Source organism: Larkinella bovis (assembly GCF_042655385.1).
In the GTDB taxonomy this organism is placed as follows: domain Bacteria; phylum Bacteroidota; class Bacteroidia; order Cytophagales; family Spirosomataceae; genus Larkinella; species Larkinella bovis.
Genome location: NZ_JBHSMA010000001.1, coordinates 1164827 through 1189083, shown reverse-complemented (window position 1 = coordinate 1189083; position 24257 = coordinate 1164827). Strand labels below are relative to the sequence as shown.

The 24257-nt window shown below is 52.0% G+C and carries 24 protein-coding genes and 1 tRNA gene; 10 read left to right on the top strand and 15 right to left on the bottom strand.

What is annotated here, in order from left to right; all coding sequences use genetic code 11:
- Positions 1-11 precede the first annotated feature (11 nt).
- From ACFPMF_RS04995 to ACFPMF_RS04965, 7 genes are all read right to left on the bottom strand, one after another.
- The gene (locus ACFPMF_RS04995) at positions 12-860 is read right to left on the bottom strand and encodes a PorT family protein (protein ID WP_379841738.1); all 849 of its coding nucleotides are present in this window, start codon (positions 858-860) and stop codon (positions 12-14) included.
- 81 nt (positions 861-941) lie between these two features.
- Positions 942-2612, bottom strand: a complete 1671-nt coding sequence (gene pgi / locus ACFPMF_RS04990) for a glucose-6-phosphate isomerase (RefSeq protein WP_379841736.1) — start codon at positions 2610-2612, stop codon at positions 942-944.
- Positions 2613-2624: 12 nt separating this feature from the next.
- The gene (locus ACFPMF_RS04985) at positions 2625-3410 is read right to left on the bottom strand and encodes a glycoside hydrolase family 25 protein (RefSeq protein WP_379841734.1); all 786 of its coding nucleotides are present in this window, start codon (positions 3408-3410) and stop codon (positions 2625-2627) included.
- 102 nt (positions 3411-3512) lie between these two features.
- Complete coding sequence (locus ACFPMF_RS04980; RefSeq protein WP_379841732.1) at positions 3513-3785, bottom strand: hypothetical protein; 273 nt, start codon at positions 3783-3785, stop codon at positions 3513-3515.
- A gap of 195 nt (positions 3786-3980) precedes the next feature.
- Positions 3981-4616 carry a peroxiredoxin gene (locus tag ACFPMF_RS04975; RefSeq protein WP_379841730.1) on the bottom strand — a complete coding sequence of 212 codons (636 nt, stop codon included), beginning with the start codon at positions 4614-4616 and terminating at the stop codon, positions 3981-3983.
- A 126-nt stretch (positions 4617-4742) separates the two neighbouring features.
- Entirely contained in the window at positions 4743-5396 is a 654-nt protein-coding gene (locus ACFPMF_RS04970; protein WP_465262182.1) for a response regulator transcription factor, read from the bottom strand.
- Positions 5368-6900 carry a sensor histidine kinase gene (locus tag ACFPMF_RS04965; protein ID WP_379841728.1) on the bottom strand — a complete coding sequence of 511 codons (1533 nt, stop codon included), beginning with the start codon at positions 6898-6900 and terminating at the stop codon, positions 5368-5370. Before ACFPMF_RS04965 ends, ACFPMF_RS04970 begins: the two co-directional genes overlap by 29 nt.
- A gap of 156 nt (positions 6901-7056) precedes the next feature.
- On the opposite strand from ACFPMF_RS04965, the gene ACFPMF_RS04960 reads away from it, so the two are divergent.
- The 3 genes from ACFPMF_RS04960 to ACFPMF_RS04950 all read left to right on the top strand — a co-directional run bounded on the left by ACFPMF_RS04960 (position 7057) and on the right by ACFPMF_RS04950 (position 8670).
- Positions 7057-7542 (top strand): DUF3299 domain-containing protein, encoded by a 486-nt coding sequence (locus ACFPMF_RS04960; protein WP_379841726.1) that lies wholly within the window; start codon positions 7057-7059, stop codon positions 7540-7542.
- Positions 7543-7612: 70 nt separating this feature from the next.
- Positions 7613-7686: transfer RNA gene (locus ACFPMF_RS04955), tRNA-Ala, on the top strand.
- A gap of 615 nt (positions 7687-8301) precedes the next feature.
- On the top strand, positions 8302-8670 hold the full coding sequence (locus ACFPMF_RS04950; RefSeq protein ID WP_379841724.1) for a response regulator: 369 nt from the start codon (positions 8302-8304) through the stop codon (positions 8668-8670).
- A 1-nt stretch (position 8671) separates the two neighbouring features.
- On the opposite strand, the gene ACFPMF_RS04945 is transcribed toward ACFPMF_RS04950, so the two are convergent.
- Positions 8672-9190 (bottom strand): DinB family protein, encoded by a 519-nt coding sequence (locus tag ACFPMF_RS04945; protein WP_379841722.1) that lies wholly within the window; start codon positions 9188-9190, stop codon positions 8672-8674.
- Positions 9187-9612, bottom strand: a complete 426-nt coding sequence (locus ACFPMF_RS04940; RefSeq protein ID WP_379841720.1) for an RNA polymerase sigma factor — start codon at positions 9610-9612, stop codon at positions 9187-9189. The genes ACFPMF_RS04945 and ACFPMF_RS04940 overlap by 4 nt, the downstream gene beginning before the upstream one ends.
- A 301-nt stretch (positions 9613-9913) precedes the next feature.
- Between ACFPMF_RS04940 and ACFPMF_RS04935 the strand changes: the two genes are divergently transcribed.
- The 7 genes from ACFPMF_RS04935 (at position 9914) to ACFPMF_RS04905 (ending at position 18781) form a co-directional block, all read left to right on the top strand.
- Complete coding sequence (locus tag ACFPMF_RS04935) at positions 9914-11164, top strand: DEAD/DEAH box helicase (protein ID WP_379841718.1); 1251 nt, start codon at positions 9914-9916, stop codon at positions 11162-11164.
- Positions 11165-11341: 177 nt separating this feature from the next.
- On the top strand, positions 11342-12835 hold the full coding sequence (gene araA / locus ACFPMF_RS04930; protein ID WP_379841716.1) for an L-arabinose isomerase: 1494 nt from the start codon (positions 11342-11344) through the stop codon (positions 12833-12835).
- 96 nt (positions 12836-12931) lie between these two features.
- Positions 12932-14575, top strand: a complete 1644-nt coding sequence (locus ACFPMF_RS04925; protein WP_379841714.1) for a ribulokinase — start codon at positions 12932-12934, stop codon at positions 14573-14575.
- Between the two features lie 14 nt (positions 14576-14589).
- Positions 14590-15294: an L-ribulose-5-phosphate 4-epimerase gene (locus tag ACFPMF_RS04920; protein WP_379841712.1), complete on the top strand. Its 705-nt coding sequence runs from the start codon at positions 14590-14592 to the stop codon at positions 15292-15294.
- Positions 15295-15337: 43 nt separating this feature from the next.
- Positions 15338-16993 carry a sodium/sugar symporter gene (locus tag ACFPMF_RS04915; protein ID WP_379841710.1) on the top strand — a complete coding sequence of 552 codons (1656 nt, stop codon included), beginning with the start codon at positions 15338-15340 and terminating at the stop codon, positions 16991-16993.
- A 97-nt stretch (positions 16994-17090) separates the two neighbouring features.
- Entirely contained in the window at positions 17091-17789 is a 699-nt protein-coding gene (locus tag ACFPMF_RS04910; RefSeq protein ID WP_379841708.1) for an NUDIX hydrolase, read from the top strand.
- Positions 17790-17923: 134 nt separating this feature from the next.
- The gene (locus ACFPMF_RS04905; RefSeq protein WP_379841706.1) at positions 17924-18781 is read left to right on the top strand and encodes a dienelactone hydrolase family protein; all 858 of its coding nucleotides are present in this window, start codon (positions 17924-17926) and stop codon (positions 18779-18781) included.
- A 217-nt stretch (positions 18782-18998) separates the two neighbouring features.
- Here ACFPMF_RS04905 and ACFPMF_RS04900 read toward each other — a convergent pair whose 3' ends face one another.
- From ACFPMF_RS04900 to ACFPMF_RS04875, 6 genes are all read right to left on the bottom strand, one after another.
- A complete protein-coding gene (locus tag ACFPMF_RS04900; protein WP_379841704.1) occupies positions 18999-19769 on the bottom strand; it encodes a LytR/AlgR family response regulator transcription factor in 771 nt (256 codons plus the stop codon).
- 3 nt (positions 19770-19772) lie between these two features.
- Positions 19773-20822: a sensor histidine kinase gene (locus ACFPMF_RS04895; protein ID WP_379841702.1), complete on the bottom strand. Its 1050-nt coding sequence runs from the start codon at positions 20820-20822 to the stop codon at positions 19773-19775.
- A 66-nt stretch (positions 20823-20888) separates the two neighbouring features.
- Positions 20889-21812, bottom strand: coding sequence for an extracellular catalytic domain type 1 short-chain-length polyhydroxyalkanoate depolymerase (locus tag ACFPMF_RS04890; protein WP_379841700.1), 924 nt, complete (start codon positions 21810-21812; stop codon positions 20889-20891).
- A gap of 68 nt (positions 21813-21880) precedes the next feature.
- The gene (locus ACFPMF_RS04885) at positions 21881-22252 is read right to left on the bottom strand and encodes a hypothetical protein (protein ID WP_379841698.1); all 372 of its coding nucleotides are present in this window, start codon (positions 22250-22252) and stop codon (positions 21881-21883) included.
- A gap of 410 nt (positions 22253-22662) precedes the next feature.
- Positions 22663-23115 carry a hypothetical protein gene (locus ACFPMF_RS04880; protein ID WP_379841696.1) on the bottom strand — a complete coding sequence of 151 codons (453 nt, stop codon included), beginning with the start codon at positions 23113-23115 and terminating at the stop codon, positions 22663-22665.
- On the bottom strand, positions 23081-24151 hold the full coding sequence (locus ACFPMF_RS04875) for a sensor histidine kinase (RefSeq protein ID WP_379841694.1): 1071 nt from the start codon (positions 24149-24151) through the stop codon (positions 23081-23083). Before ACFPMF_RS04875 ends, ACFPMF_RS04880 begins: the two co-directional genes overlap by 35 nt.
- Between the last annotated feature and the right edge of the window lie 106 nt (positions 24152-24257).

Sequence of the window (24257 nt, the reverse complement as noted above, 5' to 3'; positions counted from 1 at the left end):
AGCACGCTACTCTAAAATTTAAAGCCTACATTAACACCCAGCGCCCGGCGTTGCGAGTTGTTGAAGCCTTCGATGGCGTCGGAGAAACCGTGGTGATACACGAGATCAATCAGGACCGGACCAATGTCGAAGCCCAGATTAACCAGCCCCAGGAAGGTACCGCTCTTGATTTCATTGTTGTCGATGTTGATGGTGTTGCTGCTGCTCAGCCGGTTGGCGTACTCAGCACCCACTGCCAGTCGGACGGCCGAAATACCGCGTTCCGACTGCGCCAGTTTTACCCCGATATAGGCCGGAATCTGCAACCATTTGGTGTTAATCCGCCCGGAAATATCCTGGAGACTTGAGCCGTCGCCGGGGCTGAAATAATTGGAACTGGACGCAAAGTATTCAACGCCCAACTGGCCGTACAGGCGGCCACCGCCCCGCACAAACGCCCCAATCTGGTAGCCTAAACGGCCGGAGGGATTGTCTCCATCAATATCCTCTCCCCGGTAGCGGGTCGAGTTGGCTCCGACGTAAAAACCACCAGTGAAGGCTTTATAAGGACGTTCGGTTCTTGGTCGGCTTTCCCGGCTGGCGTATTCCGTGCTGGTGCTGGTGCTACTCGATGAGTACGTGCTGGATGCTGGGGCTGTTGAATACGATGAGTTGCTGTTTCCCGAGGTGCTTGTATTGGTCGTCGGGGTATCCATCGTTGTGCGGTTCGTGTTGGAACGGTATGTGGTATCGGTTCCGGTCTCCGTAACGGTCGTTGTCGTCGTCGTTGATTGTACTCTGGTCGTATCCGACGAAATCTGAGCATAGGCGCTCCACGTTCCCAAAAGGCAAAGCGCAAGCATTGTACTGTTGCGTTTCATGATTTTAGTGTTGTTGAAGTTGTATAAAAAAAGGTGCATGCTCTGCATACACCTCAAATAACTTGGTACGTCTTGGATTGTTTAAGCTTTCCTCAACTCTTTATAGTAATTGATCAGCCCGTTGGTCGAACTATCGTGCGACGACACCGGCTTGTTGTCGGCCAGTTCGGGAAGGATGCGGTTGGCGAGTTGTTTCCCCAGTTCAACGCCCCACTGGTCAAAACTGAAAATATTCCAGATGACGCCCTGGGTGAAGATTTTATGTTCGTACATCGCAATCAGGCTGCCGAGTGTGCGGGGAGTAATCTGCCTGACCAGGATGGAGTTGGTCGGGCGGTTTCCTGAGAAAACCTTGAACGGCATCAGTAGCGCCACTTCCTCTTCGGTCTTGCCGGCTTTTTTCAGTTCGGCTACCACTTCCTCACCGGATTTGCCGTTCATTAAGGCTTCCGTTTGCGCGAAGAAGTTGGAAAGCAGCATCGTATGGTGATCGCCCAGGGGCCGGTGGCTAATGGCCGGGGCAATGAAATCGCAGGGGATCAGCTTGGTGCCCTGGTGAATTAGCTGGTAAAACGCGTGCTGGCCGTTGGTGCCCGGTTCTCCCCAGATCACCGGCCCGGTTTGGTAGGCTGCCGGCTGACCGTTGCGGTCGACCGATTTGCCGTTGCTCTCCATATCACCCTGCTGGAAGTAGGCCGCAAACCGGTGCATGTACTGGTCATAGGGTAAAATGGCGTGCGATTCAGCGCCGAAAAAATTGTTATACCAGATGCCAATCAGGGCCAGCGTAGCCGGAATGTTCGCTTCAAGAGGGGTATTCCGGAAGTGCAGATCCATGGCGTGGCCGCCTTCCAGCAGTTCGGCAAAATTATCGAAACCGATGTAGCAGGCAATCGAGAGCCCGATGGCCGACCAGAGCGAATACCGGCCACCGACCCAATCCCAGAAACCGAACATGTTTTCCGGGTCGATCCCGAACTTTTCAACTTCTGTTTTATTGGTGGAAATGGCCACAAAATGTTTCGCAACGGCCGATTCATCCTGCGCATGGTCGAGAAACCAGTCGCGGGCGGAATGCGCGTTGGCCATCGTTTCCTGCGTCGTGAAGGTTTTCGACGCAATCATGAACAAAGTTGTTTCCGGATCGAGTTTTTGCAGCGTTTCGTAAATGTGAACGCCATCGACATTCGATACAAAGTAAACCTGCAACTGCGGTTTTCCGTCCTTCTGGACCGCATACGGTTTGAGGGCTTCCGTCACCATCACCGGGCCGAGGTCCGAACCGCCGATGCCAATGTTGACCAGTTGCGTAATCGGCTTGCCGGTATAGCCTTTCCAGTCGCCGGAGGCAATGCGCTCCGAAAAGCCTTTCATTTTATTCAAAACCGCATTGATCTCGGGCATGACATCCTGGCCATCCACGATCACTGGTTCGTTGGACCGGTTCCGCAGGGCCACGTGCAAAACCGCCCGGTCTTCGGTAACATTGATAGGGTCGCCGGTAAACATTCGTTCGATGGCGTCGTATAAGCCCGCTTCTCCGGCCAGCTGGCGCAGCAGTTGCAGGGTTTCGGCATCGATCCGGTTTTTGGAAAAATCGACCAGCATATCGTCAAACCGCAGGGAGAACTCGTCAAACCGCTGGGGGTTTTCGGCAAATAAATCGCGCAGGTGCCGTTCTTTAAGTTGCTCGAAATGCGTTTTTAGCTTTTGATAAGCAGGGAGTTGCAGAAAAGAATGAGTCGGTAGCATCGGGATATTGGGTCAAAGACAAATTTCGTTCATTCGCTCGGGTTCGCAGACAAAGACATTGAAATCGACGTTGCCACGAATGCCGTCGACCGAGCCTTTTTCATTGTGCTGCCAAATGTACAACCGTTCGGCGTTAAATTCCTTCGGATGATTGGACGAATAATCAGCAATCCAGAGGGGATAATCATCAAAATTTCCGTCAATGTACAGTTTGTAGAAGTGCCGGTTGACGTAGATGATCGGTTTCCTGCCGTAATGGTCTTCTACCCGTTGCAGCCAGGTGCGGACATCGGCGATTAATTTTTCGGCCGGAACCCGTCCCCGGTCGTTGCGTTCCAGGTCGAGTACGGGCGCAAAATCACCCGGTTTCAACGGGACGGCTTGGATGAAATTCTGAGCCTGTTTGACCGGATCACGTTTGGGGTGATAAAAATGATAGGCTCCCCGTTTCAAACCGGCTTTTCGGGCTTCAGCCCAGTTGTGTTTAAACCGCCGGTCCACGAGCGTTGCACCTTCGGTGGCTTTCACAAAGACAAACTGGAGCGTTACCCCGTCGGCCTGGGCCTGGCGGACGCGCTTCCAGTTGATGTGGCTGTTATGGTGAGAGACGTCGATGCCGTGAATCGTGTATTTCAGGGGCATCCGTATCCCGTAACCATTGACGAATTGCCACTGTAATTCATTGATTTCCTTCTGCGAGCGTTTCCACCAGAGACCCACCAGCACGAGGCAAAAAGCCAGAAAAGGCCAGAACAGGTAGTGACGCTTCCGGTATATAAACAGCACGAGATCGCTCATACCGGACAAAAGTAAGGAGAAAAAAACAAGAGCGGACGACCGGAGAAAGGAAATTAACCCTGCTTCTTCGGTCGTCCGCTCTTGTTTTCCTTGAGGAAGGACTTAGTCGTGGCCTTCCAGCTTCACAATTTTATTATAAAGCCCCAGCAGCAAAAACGGCGCTGCCCATTGTCCCACAAATAACGCTTTGTCATTTTCGTTCTGGAACTTGTAAAACAGGGAAACGCCCATCGATGCCAGCGCAGCCCACAGGAATACGTCCGAAGGTACTTTGGCGGTTTGTTCCTCGATGGCTTCCGCAACGGGTCCTTCTTTGTGCATTGGATTCGGGTTTTTTACCGATCCTTTTACCGGATTTTGCTCAAGTACGTTCATGCCTTGTTTAATTATGGTTACACAGAACGAACTGATCGCGGAACGAATTGTTCCCAAATAATGAGGTAAAGGGGCGTATCCAAACCGTGTCATGCCTACACGCATACCCAGTTGCCCAACCGTCTTGCGGCCTTAAAAAACAAAAGCGGGCGCTGTGTAGCACGGCCCGCCTTTGCTTTTTTGGGGTATCAACTTTTATTTATTCGGTTGCGGGGTGGTCCGCAGGTACGGTTTTACGATGTTGACGCCTTTCGGGAATTTCTTGATGGCATCTTCCGTGCTGACGGCCGGAACGACGATGACATCCTGGCCTTCCTGCCAATCGGCAGGGGTGGCTACCTGGTAGTTGGCCGTCAGTTGGAGCGAATCGATGACCCGTAGAATTTCGAAGAAATTCCGCCCTGTAGAGGCCGGATAGGTTAGGGTCAGCTTGATTTTTTTGTCCGGGCCAATGATGAATACCGAGCGGACCGTTGCTTTTTCGGACGCATTCGGGTGAATCATGTCGTAGAGTTCGGCTACTTTCCGGTCGTTGTCGGCAATAAGGGGGAAATTAACCGTCGTGTTCTGGGTTTCGTTAATATCCTTTACCCAGGCCGTATGCGAGTCAAGCGGATCGACGCTCACGGCAATGACTTTCACCCCGCGTTTTTCAAATTCATCCTTTAATTGCGCGGTCCGGCCGAGTTCGGTCGTGCAAACGGGTGTAAAATCAGCCGGGTGAGAAAAAATCATTCCCCAGGAGTTACCCAGCCATTCGTGGAAATGAATCGTGCCCTCGGTGGTTTCAGCCGTGAAATCCGGAGCAATGTCGCCTAATCGGAGTGCCATAAATCGGGAGTGTTTACGTAACCTATAGTATTTCTATAGGATTTCTTCCTTAAAAAATTTACAATTAAGTAAAGTTGTCGCCATTCGTTCGAATAGGAACAACTTTACTATATGCTGTAAGCGGTTTTAGATTAATTTTTCTTCGACGGCCATCTTCACCAATTCGGCGGCATTCTTCACCTGAAGGCGACGCATCATATTGGCGCGGTGGTTATCGACGGTCCGGACCGAAAGCTGTAGTTTTTCGGCGATTTCGCGGCTACTCATGCCATCGACCAAAAACTGCAGAATTTCCTTTTCCTTCTTTGAAAGTTTAGAACGCCGAACTTTGCTGGTTCGTTCCGTTTTTTTCATTTGCTGCATGTAGCCATTCAGGATGATGGTGGCTACCGGCGAGCTGAAGTACTTTTCACCGCTGGCGATGGTCCGCAAGGCTTTCATCATCTCGTCGCTGGACGAATCTTTCAGAATGTACCCAAAGGCCCCGGCTTCGACCGAACGAAGAATATAATCTTCGTTATTGTGCATCGACAACATCAGGGTTTTGATGTTTTTGTAGAGACGGGAGATAATCTGGGTCGTCTGGATACCCGACATACCGGGCAACGAAATGTCCATCAGGACGACATCCGGTTGGTGCGTCTTTAATTTTTCGAGGGCTTCTTCACCGTCCCCGGCTTCATCGACGATGACAAATTCATCGTTTTGTTCCAGCAGTGAACGTATTCCGTTACGGACAATCGAGTGGTCATCAACCAGCATCAACTTGAGTGTACTCATATTCCTGGTGTGCGAGTTTAAAGGGTATACTAACCTGAACTTTGGTGCCTTTATCGGGGGCGGACGAAATCTTGAACTTTCCGTTGATCAGCGCAGCCCGCTCGTGCATGTTGTGAATACCCTGTGAAGGGCGCTTCGTGTCTTCTTTCCGACTGCGGTGAATCCGGAAACCTTTTCCGTCATCGTTGACAATCAGATGCAAGTAATTATCTTTTTCGAACAAGTCAATGGTAATCTGGTGCGGTTTTGCGTGCCGGAGGGCATTGCTAACCGCTTCCTGCGCAATCCGGTAAACCCCGATTTCTACGCTTTTATCCAGCCGCGTGTTCGACAGATTGGTGTGAAAAATAATATCAATATCGCTTTCCTTGTCGTGCGTGTCCGCCAGCATTTTAACGGCGGGGACCAGGCCAAAGTCACTTAAAACCGTCGGCATCAGGTTGTTCGACACGTTCCGGGTTTCCTGAATGGTCTGGGCAATCAGGTTTTTCAGGACAACGAAACTTTTGATTTCTTTCTCGCGGCCGCTCAGACTTTTCTCAAAGCTTTCGACCTGCAATTTAATCGCCGTCAGCATCTGACCAATTCCGTCGTGCAGTTCGCGGGACAGGCGTTTGCGTTCTTCTTCCTGTCCGGCCACCAGGTACGAGGTCCGAAGCTTCTGCTCGTCCATCTTCTGTTCATACTGTTGACGGGTGGCATCGAACAGTTGCTGACGGGTTTCCTTCAGCGCCCGGTTTAGTGACAACAATTTGCGATTGGTCGTGGCGGTTCGCGTTTCCGCTTCCACCAACTGAACGATGATCCCTTCAAATTTATTGACCGCCGGCCGAAGAATAAACCAACCGGCAAAGACCAGCGCCAGCAAAGTAAACAGATAAATTACAAATTCAAGCCAGCGCGTATTTTCCACATTGGATACCGTTTCGCGCATGTATTGCTTGACCACCTCATCCATTTTGTCCAGAAAGGGGCCTTCGTTAGCCAGCAGGGAGGTCAGATCAAGTTCTGCGTTAAATTCCGCCGGTGTTTTGGCTTGTTCGGCCAGTTCAATAATGCGTTGCATGCTCGTCCGAAATCCGAAATAAGAGGGCCGCAGATCCCGGTAGTACATTTTAACACTATCGCTGTTCTGGAGCATAACCGGATAACCGGGGATCGTGCCTTGCTCAATGTGCAGCTGGTTCTTCTCAAACTGAGCAAACAGCTTTTTGATTTCGGTCAGATGGGTTTGAAACCGGGCCTCTTCGCTGGGGCGGCTGAGCAGAAGGACCTTGCTAACCAGGCGTTGACTCTGGTGACGCTGGGCGGAGGCCATCCGGATTACCATCACCCGTTCGGCTTCGCGTCGGATTTGAAATTGGGTGAAAATCTCCGCTACCGTCAGCAGCACGGCAATAAAGACCAGCGTTGTTAGAAACAGCCGGTTAAAGTGACTCGCCGAAGGCTGATTGTTCTGGGGTGTAACGTTTAGTACTTCCGACACGGATTTATTGGCAGCCATGTTGATTAGGGTAAAGGTAGCAAAATTTATGATAATAGCAGGGAAGGACCGGGAACTTAGTAAGTAAGGGCATTAAAATGCCGAACCAAACCCCCAATAGACTTGTTTTTAATGCTTAAAACGATGAGATTTGTAATTATCTGAACGCGACCTGTTATGAAAAGAAATAGCTTCTTCATCGCCCTGCTGGGACTGCTGGGTTTGGCTGCCTTTACGCCCGCAAACCGGGTCCATCCGGCGACCGGTTTTTCAGTGGCTGAACCGGTCAAGCTGTCGTGGGAAACCCTGCGCGATGTGACTTTTAAGAAGAAATGGTACCCCGAGGAATCGGTCTACATGCTTTATCCGACCTTCGGACCCGGTATTCAGAAGCTGAGCGGCAAGCCCGTCGAACTGACCGGTTACGTGCTACCGGTTGATATTGAGTCCAATACGTATGTTCTTTCGGCGTTCCCCTACAGCGCCTGTTTCTTCTGTGGGGGAGCCGGTCCCGAATCGGTCGTATCGCTGAAGTTCAAGAAAAGCGGGTTGAAGTTTAAAACCGACGAGCGCCGGACCTTCCGGGGCACGCTCAAATTAAACGCTGACAATATCTACGAACTGAACTACATCATCGCGGATGCTGAAATGGTGGAGCAATAATTACTGAATTATTTTTTAAAGCCACATTGCTTTTCCTCCAGAAATTCGCATCTTTGCACCACAAAAAAACGGGGGTATAGCTCAGTTGGCTAGAGCGCTACAATGGCATTGTAGAGGCCGTCGGTTCGAATCCGACTATCTCCACTCAACGCTGTTTCTGATATCAGGAACAGCGTTTTTCGTTTCGGGACAGTGGACTTCTTATCTATGGCTTGGCGCGGTTAGCAAAGTGGCATAATCGGATCGCCGATGCCGACGAAGCTAAACCTATTTTAACGACCGTAGCACCAACGCATCGGCGGCATCCTTTGCCAGGATCAAAGCCTTTCGGCTCACTTCAGAGGGATACGAAATAGCAAATTCATTCTTTATCGATTAACGAAGGGATCTGCCTCGTCCAAGGGGTGGAACAACGTGTGGGACTGATCCTGCTAAACCGGCCCATACCTGTCCCGGATAAATGAAAAAGGTGTTTCCTAGTACTAGGCAATTCTACTCTTCTCACGCATCGGATTATTTTGGAAAATAATATTTATTTTCTTTCGGAAAGCCTTGCCTGTTAAGTTATTATAAGTACATTTGTCGTCATATTTGCCTGTTTTAGTCGCCCTCCCCAGTTTTGATTAATACCCTGTAAGCGTAAGCAATACTACTTTATTCATTGATAGTACATTCAGTTTATATAGATAGTGCATTAGCCAATTAAGAATAGAAACGTATACTCAGCGTAACTTGCCGCTTTTAGGCGGAAACTTAACCATGAATGGAACTCTTCGAATCCTCGTCGCAGATGATGACGTCTTGTGCCGAAAATTACTAACCTCCCAACTTACCAAAGCCGGATATCAGGTGCTGATTGCAAGTGATGGTCAGGAAGCACTCAACTGGATTTTTTCACCCCACCACCGTCCCGATCTTGTTCTGCTGGATTTGTTAATGCCTCGTTTCAGTGGACTGGAAGTGCTGGAACGGTTGAAGACGGTTTCCTGGAAGTTACCGGTTATTCTGATGTCGGGGGCCGAACGTCCGATTGCCCGCGAGGGTGTATCGCAGTCATCTCCCGATGCTTTTATCAAAAAACCGTTTCTGATGAACGATTTGCTGCTGAAAATAGACAACCTGCTGTAGGTCAATCGCGCCCTGCACGCAAGACTCGGACGGTTACCAAAAGCTGTCCAAGGTGTCGTTGCGTGTGTTCGGCCGCATGAAACAGCAAACCAAGAACCGTGGAAGGTAGCTGAGCGCGGCCTACCCCCCGAAAGTCCGTCAGACTGGCTTCATCGGTCGTCCTTAACTGGTGGATGGCCCGGTCAATCTGCGTGTTAAATCGTTCCACCAGATCCCGAACGGGATCGTCGGCGGCAGACGGGTTTCCCTCGGCCGCCAGCCATTCCCGCTGTTCGGAGGAAAGCGCTTCCCCTCGGGCGTACGTAAAAAGGCGGTCTAAAACCCCACTGAGATGCTGTAAATGAAAACCGGGGGATGCTACCCGGGCCGGTTTCTGCCAGAGCAATTCTTTGGGAAAATCCTGCATCAAATCGGTAATTTCCTCCTGCGCCTGCAAAAGGGCGTGGGCGACTGGCTGCAGCAAAGGAGGGAGGCCGGGAAAGGGACCGCGTTGCCAGACCTCAGGTTTGGATGGTGTCATAAGAAAGGATCAGATTGGATACCCGGCAACTCGCCGACTTGGGCGCGAAAACTCTGGTCGGTTTCCTGCTGGATGTAAAGTTCTTCGGTCGAAACTTCCGAAGAAACGTCGTCAAACCGAGCCTTCAGATTAACCCGGCTTGGCGTTGTTTTCAGGGCGCGAAACAGCTGATTACGAAACGCTTTGAGCAGGTAAAAATGCACCGACGGCGTATTGTTCAGGTTGCCCTGATGCAGCCAGAGGTGAACCAGCATATCCTGCAACGCATCTTCGACCAGCTGAACATCGGGCGTAAATTTTTGTCCGTAATGGATCAGTTTCCGGTAGTACCGCCGGGCCAGGTGTGTATAGCCGTCTTCACCGCCCGCCCGAAAGTGGTGCCACAGGACGGAATCGTCTGTATGTGAGGAGAAATGCGCCAAAAATGTGCCGCTTTTAGTGCGCTCAAAGATGCAAAAAAAATCATGGAATGGGATAAATAAAACGATCCCTTCTGCTGGATTGTGTCCCTGGAGGAACTAACATTTAATCGTAATAAATGTTTTTTTTACATTTTAAATAAAATTGAAACCATTTTTACGAGCTCACCGTCGCTAAGGCACGCTCTGTTCGGAAATCGACTATTCGGAAGACCGGGCAGGCTGTTCGCTAATACAATTTGCTTTAATGATCGGAATAGTGTTATATTGACCAAAATCTTAACATAACCTACAGTTATAACGCTTGAAATTTGCAGACTTTGGTTTCGATGACCGCCTGATGGAAGGCATCGATGCCATGAATTACGATACACCCACACTTGTACAGGAACAAGTTATTCCGCTTATTTTAGCTGGTAGAGATTTGATTGTCTCCGCCCAAACCGGAACCGGGAAAACAGCCTCCTATTTATTGCCGATTCTCCATAAGATTACGTCAGCAGGCCCCGACGATCATATCAAGGCGCTGGTCATCGTCCCCACCCGGGAACTGGCCATCCAGATCGCCCAAAATCTGGAAGGCTTTTCGTATTTCACCTCGGTGAGTTCGATTGCGGTATACGGCGGAGGAGATGGCGCTTCTTACAGCACGGAGCGTCAGGCGCTTTCGGTGGGGGCGGATATTGTTATTTGTACCCCGGGTCGCATGATCAGCCACCTCAACATGGGGTATGCCAAAATCGACCAGCTGCAGTACCTGGTACTCGACGAAGCCGACCGGATGCTCGACATGGGTTTTTATGGGGATATCGTCAAGATTATTTCCTTCCTGCCGACGAAGCGTCAAAGCCTGTTGTTGTCGGCCACAATGCCGCCCAAGATTCGGGAACTGGCCCGGAAAATCCTGACTAATCCCGAGGAGATAACCCTTTCGTTGTCAAAACCGCCCGCCAAGATTGTTCAGGAAGCCTTTGTTCTGTACCAGAAGCAGAAAATTGCGCTGGTCAAGTACTTGTTGAAAGAACATAATTTCCCGTCCGTTTTAATTTTCTGTTCGCGGAAAGAGAATGTCAAACAGCTAACCCGCGAACTGAAGCAGGCCGGTTTTTCCGCCGAAGCAATTCACTCCGACCTCGAACAGGCAGAACGGGAGCAGGTGCTGCTGGATTACCGGAGCCGGAAATTGAAAATTCTGGTAGCCACCGATATTCTTTCCCGCGGCATCGATATCGACAACATCGATCTGGTGATCAATTACGATGTGCCGCACGACGGAGAAGATTATGTCCACCGGATTGGCCGGACGGCCCGCGCCGAAACCACCGGCATTGCCTACACCTTTATCAGCGAAACCGAGCAGCGGAAGTTTGCCGCTATCGAACGGCTGTTGGGTACCACGGTTACTAAAGTTTCGTTGCCCGCTCATCTGGGCGAAACCCTCGAATACAATCCCGGCAAAGGCGGACCTCATCCGCAGAACAAACGGCGGATCAATTCCAAACGGCGATCGAAAAGCCGCCCGAAAGGGAGCGGAAAAGCGGATCGTCCGGCGTAATCATACGCCGGTTTTGCCTGTCTGTGCTGGTCGTTGTTCCCTAATCCCGTTGCCATAGCTCCGGGATTAGGGGTCGTAAAATTTTTGTGTTTTTATAAACGTATAAAATACATTTATTTTATATTTGCTTCCTAACGCCCAACCACACCGGAAGGCGAATCCAACGCAAACCCTGAAATGATTTCGATTGACCACCTTGAAGCCTGGTTTGTAACGGGCAGCCAGCATTTATACGGAGATGAAACCCTGAAGCAGGTAGCGGAGCATTCCCGCCTACTGGTTAATGCCCTGAACCAGGGCGGCCGGATTCCCGTCAAGGTTGTCTTCAAAACCGTCCTGACTGGCCCCGACGAAGTTTACAAGTTGTGTCTGGAGGCCAATAATGCGCCCAATTGCATCGGGCTGATTACGTGGATGCACACGTTTTCGCCCGCCAAAATGTGGATTAACGGATTGAAAATTCTGCATAAACCGCTGCTGCACCTGCATACGCAGTTTAATCAGGATATTCCGTGGGAAACCATTGACATGGATTTTATGAACCTCAACCAGTCGGCCCACGGCGACCGTGAATTTGGGTTCATCAATTCCCGCTTGCGGCTGGATCGCAAAGTAGTTGTCGGACACTGGAAAGATCCGGAAGTCCACGAACGGCTGAGTGTCTGGGCGCGGGTGGCAGCCGCCTGGCATGACCTGCAGGGAGCACGGTTTGCGCGGTTTGGCGACAACATGCGGGAAGTGGCCGTTACGGAAGGCGATAAGGTAGAAGCCCAGATTAAGTTCGGTTATGCCGTACACGGCTATGGCATTGGCGATCTGGTCGCGTATGTCAATCAGGTAACCGATCAGGAAATCAATCAATTGGTGAAGGAATATGAACAGCGATACCAACTCGTTGCCGAATTGCAGCAAACCGGTTTACGACACGCAGCCTTGCGCGATGCCGCCAAAATTGAAATTGGCTTACGCGGTTTTCTGGACGATCACCAGATCAAAGGATTCACGGATACCTTCGAAGATCTGCACGGCCTGAACCAATTGCCGGGAATTGCCGTACAACGACTCATGGCCGACGGCTACGGTTTCGGGGGCGAAGGCGATTGGAAAACCGCAGCGTTGGGCCGGGCGGTTAAGGTAATGGGAACAGGGTTGCCGGGGGGGAGTTCGTTCATGGAGGATTATACGTATCACCTGTCACCCGGCGGTCAGCGGGTGCTGGGCGCGCACATGCTCGAAATCGACGAGTCGATTGCCGACGGCAAACCGTCCTGCGAAATTCATCCCTTGTCGATTGGTGGCAAGGCCGATCCGGTGCGTCTGGTGTTCAACGTGGCTCCGGGCGCGGCTCTCAACGCGTCGGTGGTCGATATGGGAAACCGGTTTCGGCTGTTGGTCAATGAGGTAGAGGTGGTTCCGACGGAACAGCCGTTGCCGAAGTTGCCGGTTGCGCGGGTGCTCTGGGATGCCAAACCAAACCTGAAAGTCGCAGCCACGGCCTGGATTCTGGCCGGAGGAGCGCACCATACGGTTTTCAGCAAGGCGATCACGGCGGAATACATGGAGGATTTTGCCGAAATCGCGGGCATCGAATACGTCCTGATCAACGAAGAAACCAGAATTCATAGCTTCAAACAGGCATTGCGCTGGAACGAAGTATACTATAGGAGTTAAGAGTGATGAGTGAAGAGTTAATGCGTCCGCCAACCACCGCCGGGCGGCCCCGTCTTCACTCATCACTCATTACTCATCACTCAAAATTCCTAACCCATGGCTTTTGTAATAGGTGTAGACTTTGGCACGGATTCGGTGCGGGCGGTTTTGGTCGATACGGAAACGGGGCATGAACTGGCTTCCGGCGTGCACGAATACACCCGCTGGAAAACCGGGGCGTTTTGCAATCCGGCGCAGTCGCAATTCCGACAGCACCCGCTCGATTACCTGGAAGGGCTGGAGCAGTCGATCCGGAATGCCCTGCAGCGGGTTTCACCGGATGTCATTGCCGGGATCAAAGGGATTTCGGTCGACACCACCGGCTCTACCCCCGGGCCGGTCGATGCCAACGGGACGCCACTGGCGCTCCTGCCCGAATTTGCGGAAAATCCGAACGGGATGTTTATTCTCTGGAAAGACCATACCGCCAATCGGGAAGCGGAAGAGATCAATCAATTGGCCCACCGCTGGGATACGGATTTTACCAAATACGTGGGCGGTATTTATTCGTCCGAATGGTTTTGGGCGAAATTACTATACACCCTGCGGGTGGATCCGGCGGTTCGAAAAGCCGCTTTTTCGTGGGTCGAACACTGCGACTGGATTTCGGCCGAATTGACCGGGAACACCAACCCCCTGACACTCCGGCGAAGCCGCACGGCCGCTGGCCACAAAGCCCTCTGGCACGAGGAATTTCAGGGCCTCCCGTCCGACGAATTTCTGACTACCCTCGATCCGCTCCTGGCGGGCCTGCGCGATCGGTTATTCAGCCAGACTTACACCTCCGACCAACCCATGGGAACTATTTCGGCGGAATGGGCCGGGAAACTGGGCGTTCCGACGGATGTGATCATTGGCGTGGGAAGTTTCGATGCGCATATGGGGGCTGTGGGAGCCAACATCGAACCGTATGCCCTGGTCAAAGTGATTGGAACCTCCACCTGCGATATGTTGATGGCTCCGTCCGACGATGTGGGCCATCTGCTGATTCGTGGAATTTGCGGCCAGGTCGATGGCTCGATCGTCCCCGGAATGCTGGGCATGGAAGCGGGGCAGTCAGCCTTTGGGGACCTCTATGCCTGGTTTAGCCGCCTGATTCTGGAACCGGTAGCTGGTTTGTTGACGCAACAGGGGAGGGCGGATGAAGCGGCTTCGCTGCAAACCGCCCTGATTCCGTATCTGGCCGAACAGGCCAGCCAATTGCCGGTTCTTGAAACCGACATCGTCGCCATCGACTGGCTGAATGGCCGCCGGACGCCCGATGCAAACCATACGCTGAAAGGTGCCATTTCCGGTTTGAATCTCGGCAGCAGTGCCGCCCATGTTTTTAAAGCCCTGGTGGAAGCCACCGCCTACGGAGCCCGGCGAATTGCCGAACGATTCGTGGAAGAGGGCATACCGATTCGGCAGGTAATTGCGATCGGCGGAGTGGCCCGCAAATCGGCGTTTGTGATGCAGACGCTGGCCGATGTGATGAATGTGCCAATCAACGTTGCTGAGTCCGACCAGTGCTGCGCCCGGGGAGCCGCCGTTTGTGCCGCCGTGGCGGCCGGGATTTACCCAACGTTCGCCGAGGCCCAGCGAGCCATGGCGTCGGCCTTCGATGCCGTTTATGAACCGCGTCCCCAGCAGGCGCGCGTTTATGATGCCCTTTATCAGCGGTATGTAAGCCTGGGCGGTTTTATCGAACACAATCACTGATTTACCCCTTTATGATGAGCCAATACCAAGCACTGAAAGAAGAAGTTTACGAAGCCAATATGGAAATCCCGCGCCAGAAACTGGCGATTTATACCTTTGGCAACGTGAGCGGCATCGACCGGAGGGCCGGCGTGGTGGCGATAAAGCCCAGCGGAATTCCGTACGACGAGCTGACGGCGCAGGACATCGTGCTGGTCGATCTGGACAACCGGCTGGTTGAGGGGAAAATGCGTCCGTCGTCGGACACCAAAACGCATACGCTGCTGTATCGCCATTTCGGGCATATCGGCGGTATTTGCCACACGCATTCTACCTACGCCGTGGCCTGGGCCCAGGCCATGCGCGAAATTCCGAACCTGGGCACCACCCATGCCGATCACCTGGTGGTGTCGATTCCGGTGACGGAAGTTATGTCCGACGACATGATTCGGGGGGATTATGAACACGAAACCGGTAATCAGATTCTGAATGTGTTCAGGGAGCAGAACCTATCCGCCGAAGACGTTGAAATGGTGCTGGTGGCTTGCCACGGCCCGTTTGCCTGGGGGAAAAATCCGGCCAAAGCCGTTTATAACGCAACGGTGCTGGAAGAGCTTGCCAAAATGGCGTACCTGACGCTGACCATCAACCCCGATACGCCCCGGATCAAACAAAGCCTGATCGATAAACACTACTTCCGGAAACACGGCAAAGACGCCTATTACGGACAAGGGTGTTGACCCTCCCGCACGACCGACCTTTCCTAAACCTTCCTGACTTCTTATGACCCTCGGACTTGAAACGGCTGACTATGTCATCTTTCTGATCTACTTCGTTATTGTGGCCGTTTACGGTTATTGGGTGTATACGCACAAGGGCAAACAAACCGCCGATTCCAAAGACTTTTTTCTGGCCGAAGGCTCGCTGACGTGGTGGGCCATTGGGGCTTCCATTATTGCGTCGAACATTTCGGCGGAACAGTTTATCGGCATGAGCGGGCAGGCGTTTCAACTGGGCCTGGCGATCTCCGTGTATGAACTGGTGGGCGGTTTTTCGCTGATTATCATTGCGGTTTATTTCTTGCCGATGTACATCCGCAATAAAATCTACACCATGCCGCAGTTTCTACAAACCCGTTACGACGGACGGCTGGCGACCATCATGGCGGTTTTCTGGCTGTTTCTGTACATCCTCGTCAACCTGACTTCGATCATCTACCTGGGCGCGCTGAGTCTGGAAAAAATGACCGGTTTCGGTTTCATGTCCTGTGCGGTTTTTCTGACGGTTTTTGCGGTTTTTATCACGCTGGGCGGGATGAAAGTCATCGGCTACACGGATGTGATTCAGGTGATTTGCCTGGTGGTTGGCGGACTGGCCACGACCTATCTGGCGCTCGATTTGCTATCGGATCGGGTGGGCACGGGCGCGGGCGTTCTGGAAGGACTGGGCTTGATCCGCGACAGGGCCGACAGCCATCTGCACATGATTTTCAGCGAAGGACAATACCAGGTTCACGACGGAAAAGGCGGTTTTACGGATGCTTACAACCAGCTGCCGGGGCTGATGATGTTTGTAATCGGTGGCCAGTGGATCGTTAATTTTAACTATTTTGGCTGTAACCAATACATCACCCAACGGGCGTTGGGCGCTGATCTGAATACGGCCCGCAACGGCTTGCTGTTCGCGTCGTTTCTGAAAATTCTGATGCCTTTTATTGTGGTGTTACCCGGTTTGGCGGCTTACGTCCTATTTCAGGAAAACGCTGATCCGGCGATTGTTGCGGGCATTACCGAAGGGGGAATCGTCAAACCGGATAACTCGTACCCGGTTTTGCTCAATCTGCTGCCCGTGGGCCTGAAAGGGCTGGCGTTTGCGGCCCTGACGGCGGCTATCGTTGCCTCCCTGGCCGGGAAAGCCAACAGTATTTCAACGATTTACATGCTCGACATTCACCGGAAATTTTTCAATACCTCACTGACCGAAAAGCAGACCGTCTGGCGGGGGCGCGTGGCGATTGTGGTTTCGTTTCTGATTGCGCTGGCCATCAGTCCGTTTCTGAAGAATTTCGGCCAGGGATTTGAATATATTCAGGAATATACCGGTTTTATTTCGCCGGGGATTCTGGCTATTTTCCTGCTCGGTTTTTTCTGGAAAAAAGCCACGGCCAACGGGGCGCTGGCGGCTGCCCTGTTGAGCATTCCACTGTCGGCCTACCTGAAATTCAATGCGCCGGGAATTCCGTTTCTGAATCGAATGGGGCTGGTATTCTGGGCCTGCGTCATGTTGCAGGTTGTCATTAGCCTGCTCGAATCCAGGGGCCGGGATTCGCCCAAAGCGTTTGCCGTGGATTCCAGCTGGTTTCGGGTACAAAGGCCTTTCCTGCTGGGGGCCGTTGTCGTTTCCGGACTTGTTTTATTGGTATTTTTGGTGTTTTATTGACGTACCCCGGACGTTAGGCCGTGTTTTATCCAGTAGCTTACACGAACAGAACGGGATCGCCCGGCGCTCCGTGGGTACGTAAAACCGCCGATTACCCTTGACAACCGACATCGTATACGACCAGCACGAGAAACACTTCGTTGCGTTAGACTGCATCATTTTTGGATTCGATCAGCAGGAACTTCAGCTGCTACTGATCAAACGCGGCTTTGAACCCGAAAAAGGGAACTGGTCACTGATGGGCGGTTTTTTGAAATCCGATGAAAGCGTGGACGAAGGGGCCGAACGGATTCTGGAAACGTTAACGGGCCTGACGGGCGTGTATATGGAACAACTGTATGCCTACGGTGAAGTCCGGCGTGACCCGGTGGCCCGGACGATCTCGATTGCGTATTATGCCCTGATTCGCACCGACCAATACAACAAGGAACTGGCCGATTCGCACAATGCCCAGTGGTTTCCGGTTTCCCGAAAACCGGCGTTGATTTTCGACCATAACGTCATGGTGGAAAAAGCACTGGCCCGGCTTCGTCGCCGGGCCCGGATTCAACCGATTGGTTTTGAGCTGCTTCCTGAAAAATTTACCATCCCGCAGTTGCGCAGCTTATACGAAGCGATCAACAACCAGCCCCTCGACCACCGCAATTTCAGCAAACGACTCAATTCGATGGAATGGCTGGTGAAACTAAACGAAAAAGATAAAACCTCGTCCCGCAAAGGTGCTTTTTACTACCAGTTCGATGAGGATCTCTACCAGAAACTGGTGCAGGAGGGGAGCAGCTTTGCTTTGAAGTAGGATACGGTTTGCCAGTACGGAATGCGGTTTTTGTTGCCCTATTGTAAATAAAAACCGGAACATGTCAGCCACCGGAAACCGTAAATCGAAGAACCGCAAACAATTTCGTACCTTTCCATCTAAACCTTTGACTCATGGATCAGCGCATCATCAACCTTTTCGACGAGTACACTCACAAACCGCTGAAGCGGGAGGATTTTCTGCAACGGCTGGCCAAACTCACCGGCGGCATGACGGCGGCCCTGACCGTCTTGTCAACCCTGGAAGTCAATTACGCACACGCGCAAACCGTTTCGGGGCAGGACGACCGGATTCTGACCGAACGCGTTACGTACCCGGGGAGCGATACCACCATGAAAGGCTATCTGGCGCGCCCGAAAGCGAACGGAAAGTACGGTTCGGTGGTGGTTATTCACGAAAACCGGGGGCTGAATCCGCACATTGAGGACGTAACACGCCGGCTGGCCCTGGCCGGTTTTCTGGCGATGGCTCCTGATGCCCTGTCCGCAGCCGGTGGAACCCCGACGGACGAAACCCAGATGCGGGAATTGTTCGGCAAACTGGATGCCGACAAAACCCGGCAGAATTTCCTGAAAGGACTTGATTACCTGAAAAACCGCCCCGACAGCAACGGCAAGCTGGGCTGCGTCGGTTTTTGCTGGGGTGGGGCCATGGCCAATCAACTGGCGGTGCATTACCCGGATCTCAAAGCGGCCGTGCCGTTTTACGGTCGCCAGCCCGATGCGGCCGATGTGCCCAAAATCAAGGCAACGGTGCAACTGCACTATGGCGGGTTGGATGAACGGATCAATGCGGGTATTCCGGCCTACGAGGAAGCGTTGAAAAAAGCCAACGTGCCGTACCAACTGTATGTGTACGAAGGGACGCAGCACGCGTTCCATAACGATACCGCCGGCCCACGGTACAACGAGGCCGCTGCCAAACTGGCCTGGGAGCGGACGATTTCCCTCTTCAGGGAAAAACTCGCTTAGCTCTTTTAGGTTACAAAAAGTTTCCGATATGCCCCTGATGGTTTCAAAACCGTCAGGGGCGTTTGTTATGGAGGCATTTCCTTTAAAAAAAGCTGGCTACGTGAGTATCTGACAGGTGCTAAAAGGAAGAGCCCGGCTGCTGTTACGGCGTGAATCTTTTTGGGAACCTTGTTTTGTGGCCGGTTGAAGTAGGCCGAATCACTGCCAGTGGGCGTGACTACAGTGAATTCATCCAGGCCTTAAACTGATTGACTTTGCTCTTGCTGATCAGTATTTTTTCCAAAGGAGCCGGTTCAACGTGCAGGTATAAACGGCCATTGAAATAGTATCGAATCTCCCGAACGGCTTCCCGGTTAATTAAGAACTGCCGGTTGGCCCGGAAAAATTGAGCCGGATGTAAGACCTTACTCAGTTCGTCCAGGCTTTTTTCTTCCATTATCAGCGGCACCCGGTCAAATTTCATACCCCGCACCACTTCACTATTGACGTCAAACCAGGCAAATTCGTCGGCCGTTACCGGAATCAGGCGGTCTTTATACGGGAGCAGAAAGGTGCGTTTGTAGCTTTTTTCACCCTGAATGAGCTGGCGTAAATCGGCCAGTAACTGGCTGTTCGGAGCCATTTGCTGCCGATCGGTTAGGCGGGCATACTTTTCGAGAGCGTGCTGCAATTGTTCCAACCGAATGGGTTTGAGCAGGTAGTCAATACTGTTAACTTCGAAAGCCTGAATGGCATATTGATCGTAAGCGGTCGTAAAGATGACAGGAACGTCGGTCTGCACCTGTTTGAAAATATTGAAAGAGATGCCATCGGCCAGATAGATGTCCAGAAAGATGAGATCTAAGGCGGGTTTGCTGACCAAAAAATCAACCGCTTCTTCCGTATTATCAATCACACCCACAAACTCAAAGGAGTAGGGCAAGCTTTGCAGCATTGTCATGAGTTGGGCGGCTGCGTGCGCTTCATCTTCAATAATTAACACGTTCATCAGTTAGGGCAGTAAAGGAATGGTCACCGAAAAGGTTTCGGCGGTTTTCTGAATATGGATTTCCCGACCCGACAGGTACAGACACCGCTGGTTCAGATTAGCCAGTCCCAACCCGGTAGCTAGTTCCGGGTCTTTTTTGACCTGAAGGCCATTGCTTACCGTCAAGGTGTGGTTGGCGTTGGTCGTAATCGCCACCCAAAGCGGCTGCCGGGCAGAGGCAACGTTGTGCTTGATGGCGTTCTCCACCAGCACCTGCAGGGCCATGGGTGGTAGCCGACTGCGATGAAAAGCTGAACTTACCTCGACCTGAAAACGGACTTTCTCGCCGTAACGGCCAGTCAGCATGGCCAGGTAGGCTTCCATAAACCGCATCTCCTCTTCCAGCGTAACCAGGTCTACCGTGCGGCTGGTCAGCGTATACCGGAACACATCCGAAAGATTGCTGACGAATTCAGCCGCGGCCACCGGATCGTGCCGGATCAGCGCGTTAACGGTATTCAGCGAATTAAACAAAAAATGCGGGTTTAATTGATTTTTCAACAGTTCGTACTGCGTTTCCGCATTGGCTTTCAGAAGCTGCTCGTTGGCAATCCGAACCTGCTGATTACCGAAGATCAGTCGAAAAATAGCCGCAGTCAACACCACCAGAAGGACTTCCAGTACCATGGAAATCCGGAAAAGGAAGCGGAAGAGACGCTCGTTGAAGGGCGGTTCAAACCAGTAAAGGTGTAGCTGAATCAGTATAAAGTCCAGCCCAGCCAGTAAGCCTATGTTCAATAACCCCAGCACCAGATGTCGGTTGATGCCTTTGGGTAACCAGGATGAATCGGACCAGACGGCACTCAAATTGACCAGCAGAAACAGAACGGCGATCAGAAATGAGTAGAGCGACCGGATGCCAAATTCCAGCCAGGGAAAATCAGCGGGTGTTCCCCGGCCGGAAAAATAAAGCACCGCCAGCCGGGGCAGGGCAAACAGAATGGTCACTGCCAGCGAACTAAGCAGGATTAACCAGCCTCGGGAAGGAATCGAATAACGGTATGCAGCCTGCATAACTTAACGAAATAAATCGACCGGATCGGCACGCATGCCAGCCTCCGGAAGAACCTGTTTGTTCACTCAGGGTAACTGATAACGGCTGAAAAAATCCCAGATGATATCCGTTGCTTTAATCGCCTTCGAGGGGACGTCGGCCTGTTGACGAGCCAGCAGCCCGCCCGGCCAGGCGTGTCCGCCATCGCTGGTAAGATAAGCCTGAACGGCGGTTTTAGGAACACAACCACTCCACTCCTGCAAGGTATACCCGGTTCGGTCCACCGTCGTGGGCGCTTGCTGGCAGCCGTTGAGGGACGCCCATACGTTTAAAACCGAATCGACCGGCGGAAAATAATAACCGCCCAGCCCTGTCCCTCCCCGGTAAGGCACCTTAGAATCCGGCAACGAATGTATATGCAGAATAGGAACCGCCCGACCGGGCTGACACGGTTTGGCAACAATCATGGTGCTGCTTACGGCGGCAATGGCCGCTACTTTGTCCGACAATTCGCACGCTAACCGGTACGCCATCATCCCGCCGTTTGACATTCCGGTAACGAACACGCGTTTAGGATCAATCCGGTAATTAGCAATCAATCGGTCAATTAGGCTGCGGATGAATTGAACATCATCGACCTGCGTTTCCTGTGCGTACCCGCAGCAACCGCCGGCGTTCCAGGAACGTAACCCCAAGGGGCCGCCACTCGCTACCCCTTCCGGATACACGACCAGAAAGGAGGCTTGATTGGCTTTCTGCGTGAACTGGTAATCCTCTTCAAATTGGGAAGCACTACCGCCAAACCCGTGCAATCCGATGACCAGCGGGTAGGAAGCGCTTTTTTCATAGTAGTCTGGTGGTAGATTCAGCACAAAGGATCGATTCCGGCCATTGACCGACAGGGTTTCGGTAAAGCGATACGTGTGTTCTCCGGACGGTTCGTTAGGCTCCTGGCAGGCCCCCATCCCGCATAACGCAACGAAGAGGCCCCATTTTATGATATGGATCATTGAATAAAAGTCGAAGAAATAAGTGAAAGAAGTGAATTGAAGAAGGTTACGGCCCCAGTGGTGGGTGCTCAAGGCCGGGAGGAACGTCGGTTTTTCAACGTCTGCGCGCGTTCTTCCTGCTGTTGCTGGTAAATCGTGTATTGCTCCCGGGTTAGCACCTCTTTCAACTGCCGGTCGTGGCGGTCTTTTAAGTCTTTGTAGGTACGGTACCGGCTGAGCCGGGAACTGTTCGACGATTTCAGTTCGGCCAGACCCGCCCAGTAGGTCTGGTCGATAGCCTCGACCTTGGGTTTTTGCTCCTGGCTGAGATGAAGAGCAGCCCAGTTGGCTTCCTGTCGGGCTTTTAGCTGCGTTTTTTGTTCGTCGGAAAGGACGCTTTGGGCACGCAAACCGGCCGAAAGCATAAACAGGATGGTTGCGGAAAACAAAATGCGAAACATACGAATCTCGTTGGAATGGTTAACAGTCCAAAACAAGTTGCTGTCCCGTCAATTTGCCAGCAAAAGAAGGCTGAGGGTGCTTATTTTCCGGTTGAAACAGTTGGTTCGAGGGGGGAATTATTTGTCCTACGTTGGGCTGAAATACCTGCCTAAGCCTGAAATGGTTCAATGGTGACTGCCCAATCGGGCCAATACACGGAGTATCAGCCGGTTTTCCTGATCGGGAAACGTCTAGCGTTCCCTTAGTATGGTACCGTTCGGTGAACCTGCGGGCCGTGGCCGAGGGTCTTTTTTATAGCGATTTCGGATAGTTTAAGGCATCAAAATGGCCCGAATTGACTACCTGTTCACTGTCCAGTTTTTATGGCTAAGGGCAAATCACTTGACTACAACGCAACCGGCATAGGTCTTCAATTGAGAGGCAGCCATTGGGTGCTTTTGCGGGGCCAAACCCCGTATTCGCCGGTAGTGGGATTCCGTGCCGGCAAGGAGCAAAGTTCCAGGTAGGCCTGCACTTGCCGCAATACCTCTTCGTCGTCCAGACGATGGCCCCTCTGGCTTACGGTCGCTATTAGGATGGGGTCGGCTTTGAGTTGAATACAAACTTCGGACAGCGCGTTTATCAATTGATTTTTCACCGTTTTCCGGTGGCACTGATAACTGTCCAGGATCATGAAAATCGTGATGGTTGGTAGGGCAAGCAAGAAAAGGACGGTGTAAAGCATGACGAACGGCTGTTTAGGTGCAGGGTTCTCATTAGACGAAGGACCAGCCTGAAAGTCACCAAACCGGTTCAATACGCCGACAAATCCGGCAAGAAAACTGATTTCACGAAGGGGTGGGCGGTAGGAGGGGAAGTGCAACGGTAAAATAAGTACGGTCGGAGGTAACAATCGGATCGGTCTGGGCAAGCAGGCGATATTTGGCTACAATGTTGGTGAGGCCAACCTGATTGGATGCCATGCGGTTGTTTTTTTGCTGCAAATTGTTCCGGACGACCAGGCGGCCCACCTGCGTTGTTTTTATCTCGATAAGGAGCGGTTTACTGGCATGGATAACATTGTGTTTGACGGCATTTTCAACCAGGATCTGTAACGTTAAGGGCGGGAGAAGGTAAGCGGGAAAAGGCTCATCAATTTTCACATCCAGTTGAATGCCGGTGCCGTATCGGGTTTTGAGTAAATGGAAGTACGATTGAATAAAGGCCATTTCTGTGCCCAGGGTGGTGAGTTCGCCTTCGTTGGTCTGGAGCAAATACCGGTAGACTTTCGACATTTCATCGACGAACAGTTCGGCCCGATCGGGTTCGTCGGCAATCAGCGAGGAGAGAGAATTGAGGCTGTTAAACAAAAAGTGGGGATTCACCTGGCTTTTCAAACTTTCGTACTGGCTTTGCAGGCTGACTTTTTTTAATTGCTCTTTTTCAAGGGTGTTTTCGCGCCAGCGGTTTAACGAATAAACGCTCTCATCGATTCCGACCGACACCAGATTGGCCGCCAGATTAAGCAGCAAAACCTGACCGGTCGACTCCGGATTGTGCTGATAGCCAAACAAATGGAAGGTGTCATAGAGCAGGATGCCGCCGAGAATAAAAAAGGGGGTGACCAGCACAAAGACCAGCAATAACCGCCAGACCCGTTGCCAGGTTTGGCCGAGGTTTGGATACCGACGCACAACCAGTTGGGTCAACTGGTCGAGCGTGAGCAGACAGACGCTGGCGATGGCTAGGTTCAGGAAGGTAACCGAAAAGAAGGTGCCGGGATCCGCAAGATACCGGTCCTCGACTATCCAGTAGGAAATGAGCGGAATGAACCACGGAAATAGCAGCAGAAAATGCCACTGACTCTGTTTCCGAAGCCGGGGTAAACGGTAATATAAGGTTAGTAAAAACGATTTCATGAACGGTTTGTATCTCCTGAATCTACCGGACAGGAAGTGAAAGTACACGGACTTCGGGTTTAAATTGCAACAAACTCTTGCTGAAGTGCCAAAAGCTGATGTTGAA

Bases quoted from the DNA above. Each gene is read 5' to 3' on its own strand.
- ACFPMF_RS04995 (WP_379841738.1), bottom strand. From the start codon at position 860: ATGAAACGCAACAGTACAATGCTTGCGCTTTGCCTTTTGGGAACGTGG.
- pgi (WP_379841736.1), bottom strand. From the start codon at position 2,612: ATGCTACCGACTCATTCTTTTCTGCAACTCCCTGCTTATCAAAAGCTA.
- ACFPMF_RS04985 (WP_379841734.1), bottom strand. From the start codon at position 3,410: ATGAGCGATCTCGTGCTGTTTATATACCGGAAGCGTCACTACCTGTTC.
- ACFPMF_RS04980 (WP_379841732.1), bottom strand. From the start codon at position 3,785: ATGAACGTACTTGAGCAAAATCCGGTAAAAGGATCGGTAAAAAACCCG.
- ACFPMF_RS04975 (WP_379841730.1), bottom strand. From the start codon at position 4,616: ATGGCACTCCGATTAGGCGACATTGCTCCGGATTTCACGGCTGAAACC.
- ACFPMF_RS04970 (WP_465262182.1), bottom strand. From the start codon at position 5,396: ATGAGTACACTCAAGTTGATGCTGGTTGATGACCACTCGATTGTCCGT.
- ACFPMF_RS04965 (WP_379841728.1), bottom strand. From the start codon at position 6,900: ATGGCTGCCAATAAATCCGTGTCGGAAGTACTAAACGTTACACCCCAG.
- ACFPMF_RS04960 (WP_379841726.1), top strand. From the start codon at position 7,057: ATGAAAAGAAATAGCTTCTTCATCGCCCTGCTGGGACTGCTGGGTTTG.
- ACFPMF_RS04950 (WP_379841724.1), top strand. From the start codon at position 8,302: ATGAATGGAACTCTTCGAATCCTCGTCGCAGATGATGACGTCTTGTGC.
- ACFPMF_RS04945 (WP_379841722.1), bottom strand. From the start codon at position 9,190: ATGACACCATCCAAACCTGAGGTCTGGCAACGCGGTCCCTTTCCCGGC.
- araA (WP_379841716.1), top strand. From the start codon at position 11,342: ATGATTTCGATTGACCACCTTGAAGCCTGGTTTGTAACGGGCAGCCAG.
- ACFPMF_RS04925 (WP_379841714.1), top strand. From the start codon at position 12,932: ATGGCTTTTGTAATAGGTGTAGACTTTGGCACGGATTCGGTGCGGGCG.
- ACFPMF_RS04920 (WP_379841712.1), top strand. From the start codon at position 14,590: ATGAGCCAATACCAAGCACTGAAAGAAGAAGTTTACGAAGCCAATATG.
- ACFPMF_RS04915 (WP_379841710.1), top strand. From the start codon at position 15,338: ATGACCCTCGGACTTGAAACGGCTGACTATGTCATCTTTCTGATCTAC.
- ACFPMF_RS04905 (WP_379841706.1), top strand. From the start codon at position 17,924: ATGGATCAGCGCATCATCAACCTTTTCGACGAGTACACTCACAAACCG.
- ACFPMF_RS04900 (WP_379841704.1), bottom strand. From the start codon at position 19,769: ATGAACGTGTTAATTATTGAAGATGAAGCGCACGCAGCCGCCCAACTC.
- ACFPMF_RS04895 (WP_379841702.1), bottom strand. From the start codon at position 20,822: ATGCAGGCTGCATACCGTTATTCGATTCCTTCCCGAGGCTGGTTAATC.
- ACFPMF_RS04890 (WP_379841700.1), bottom strand. From the start codon at position 21,812: ATGATCCATATCATAAAATGGGGCCTCTTCGTTGCGTTATGCGGGATG.
- ACFPMF_RS04885 (WP_379841698.1), bottom strand. From the start codon at position 22,252: ATGTTTCGCATTTTGTTTTCCGCAACCATCCTGTTTATGCTTTCGGCC.
- ACFPMF_RS04875 (WP_379841694.1), bottom strand. From the start codon at position 24,151: ATGAAATCGTTTTTACTAACCTTATATTACCGTTTACCCCGGCTTCGG.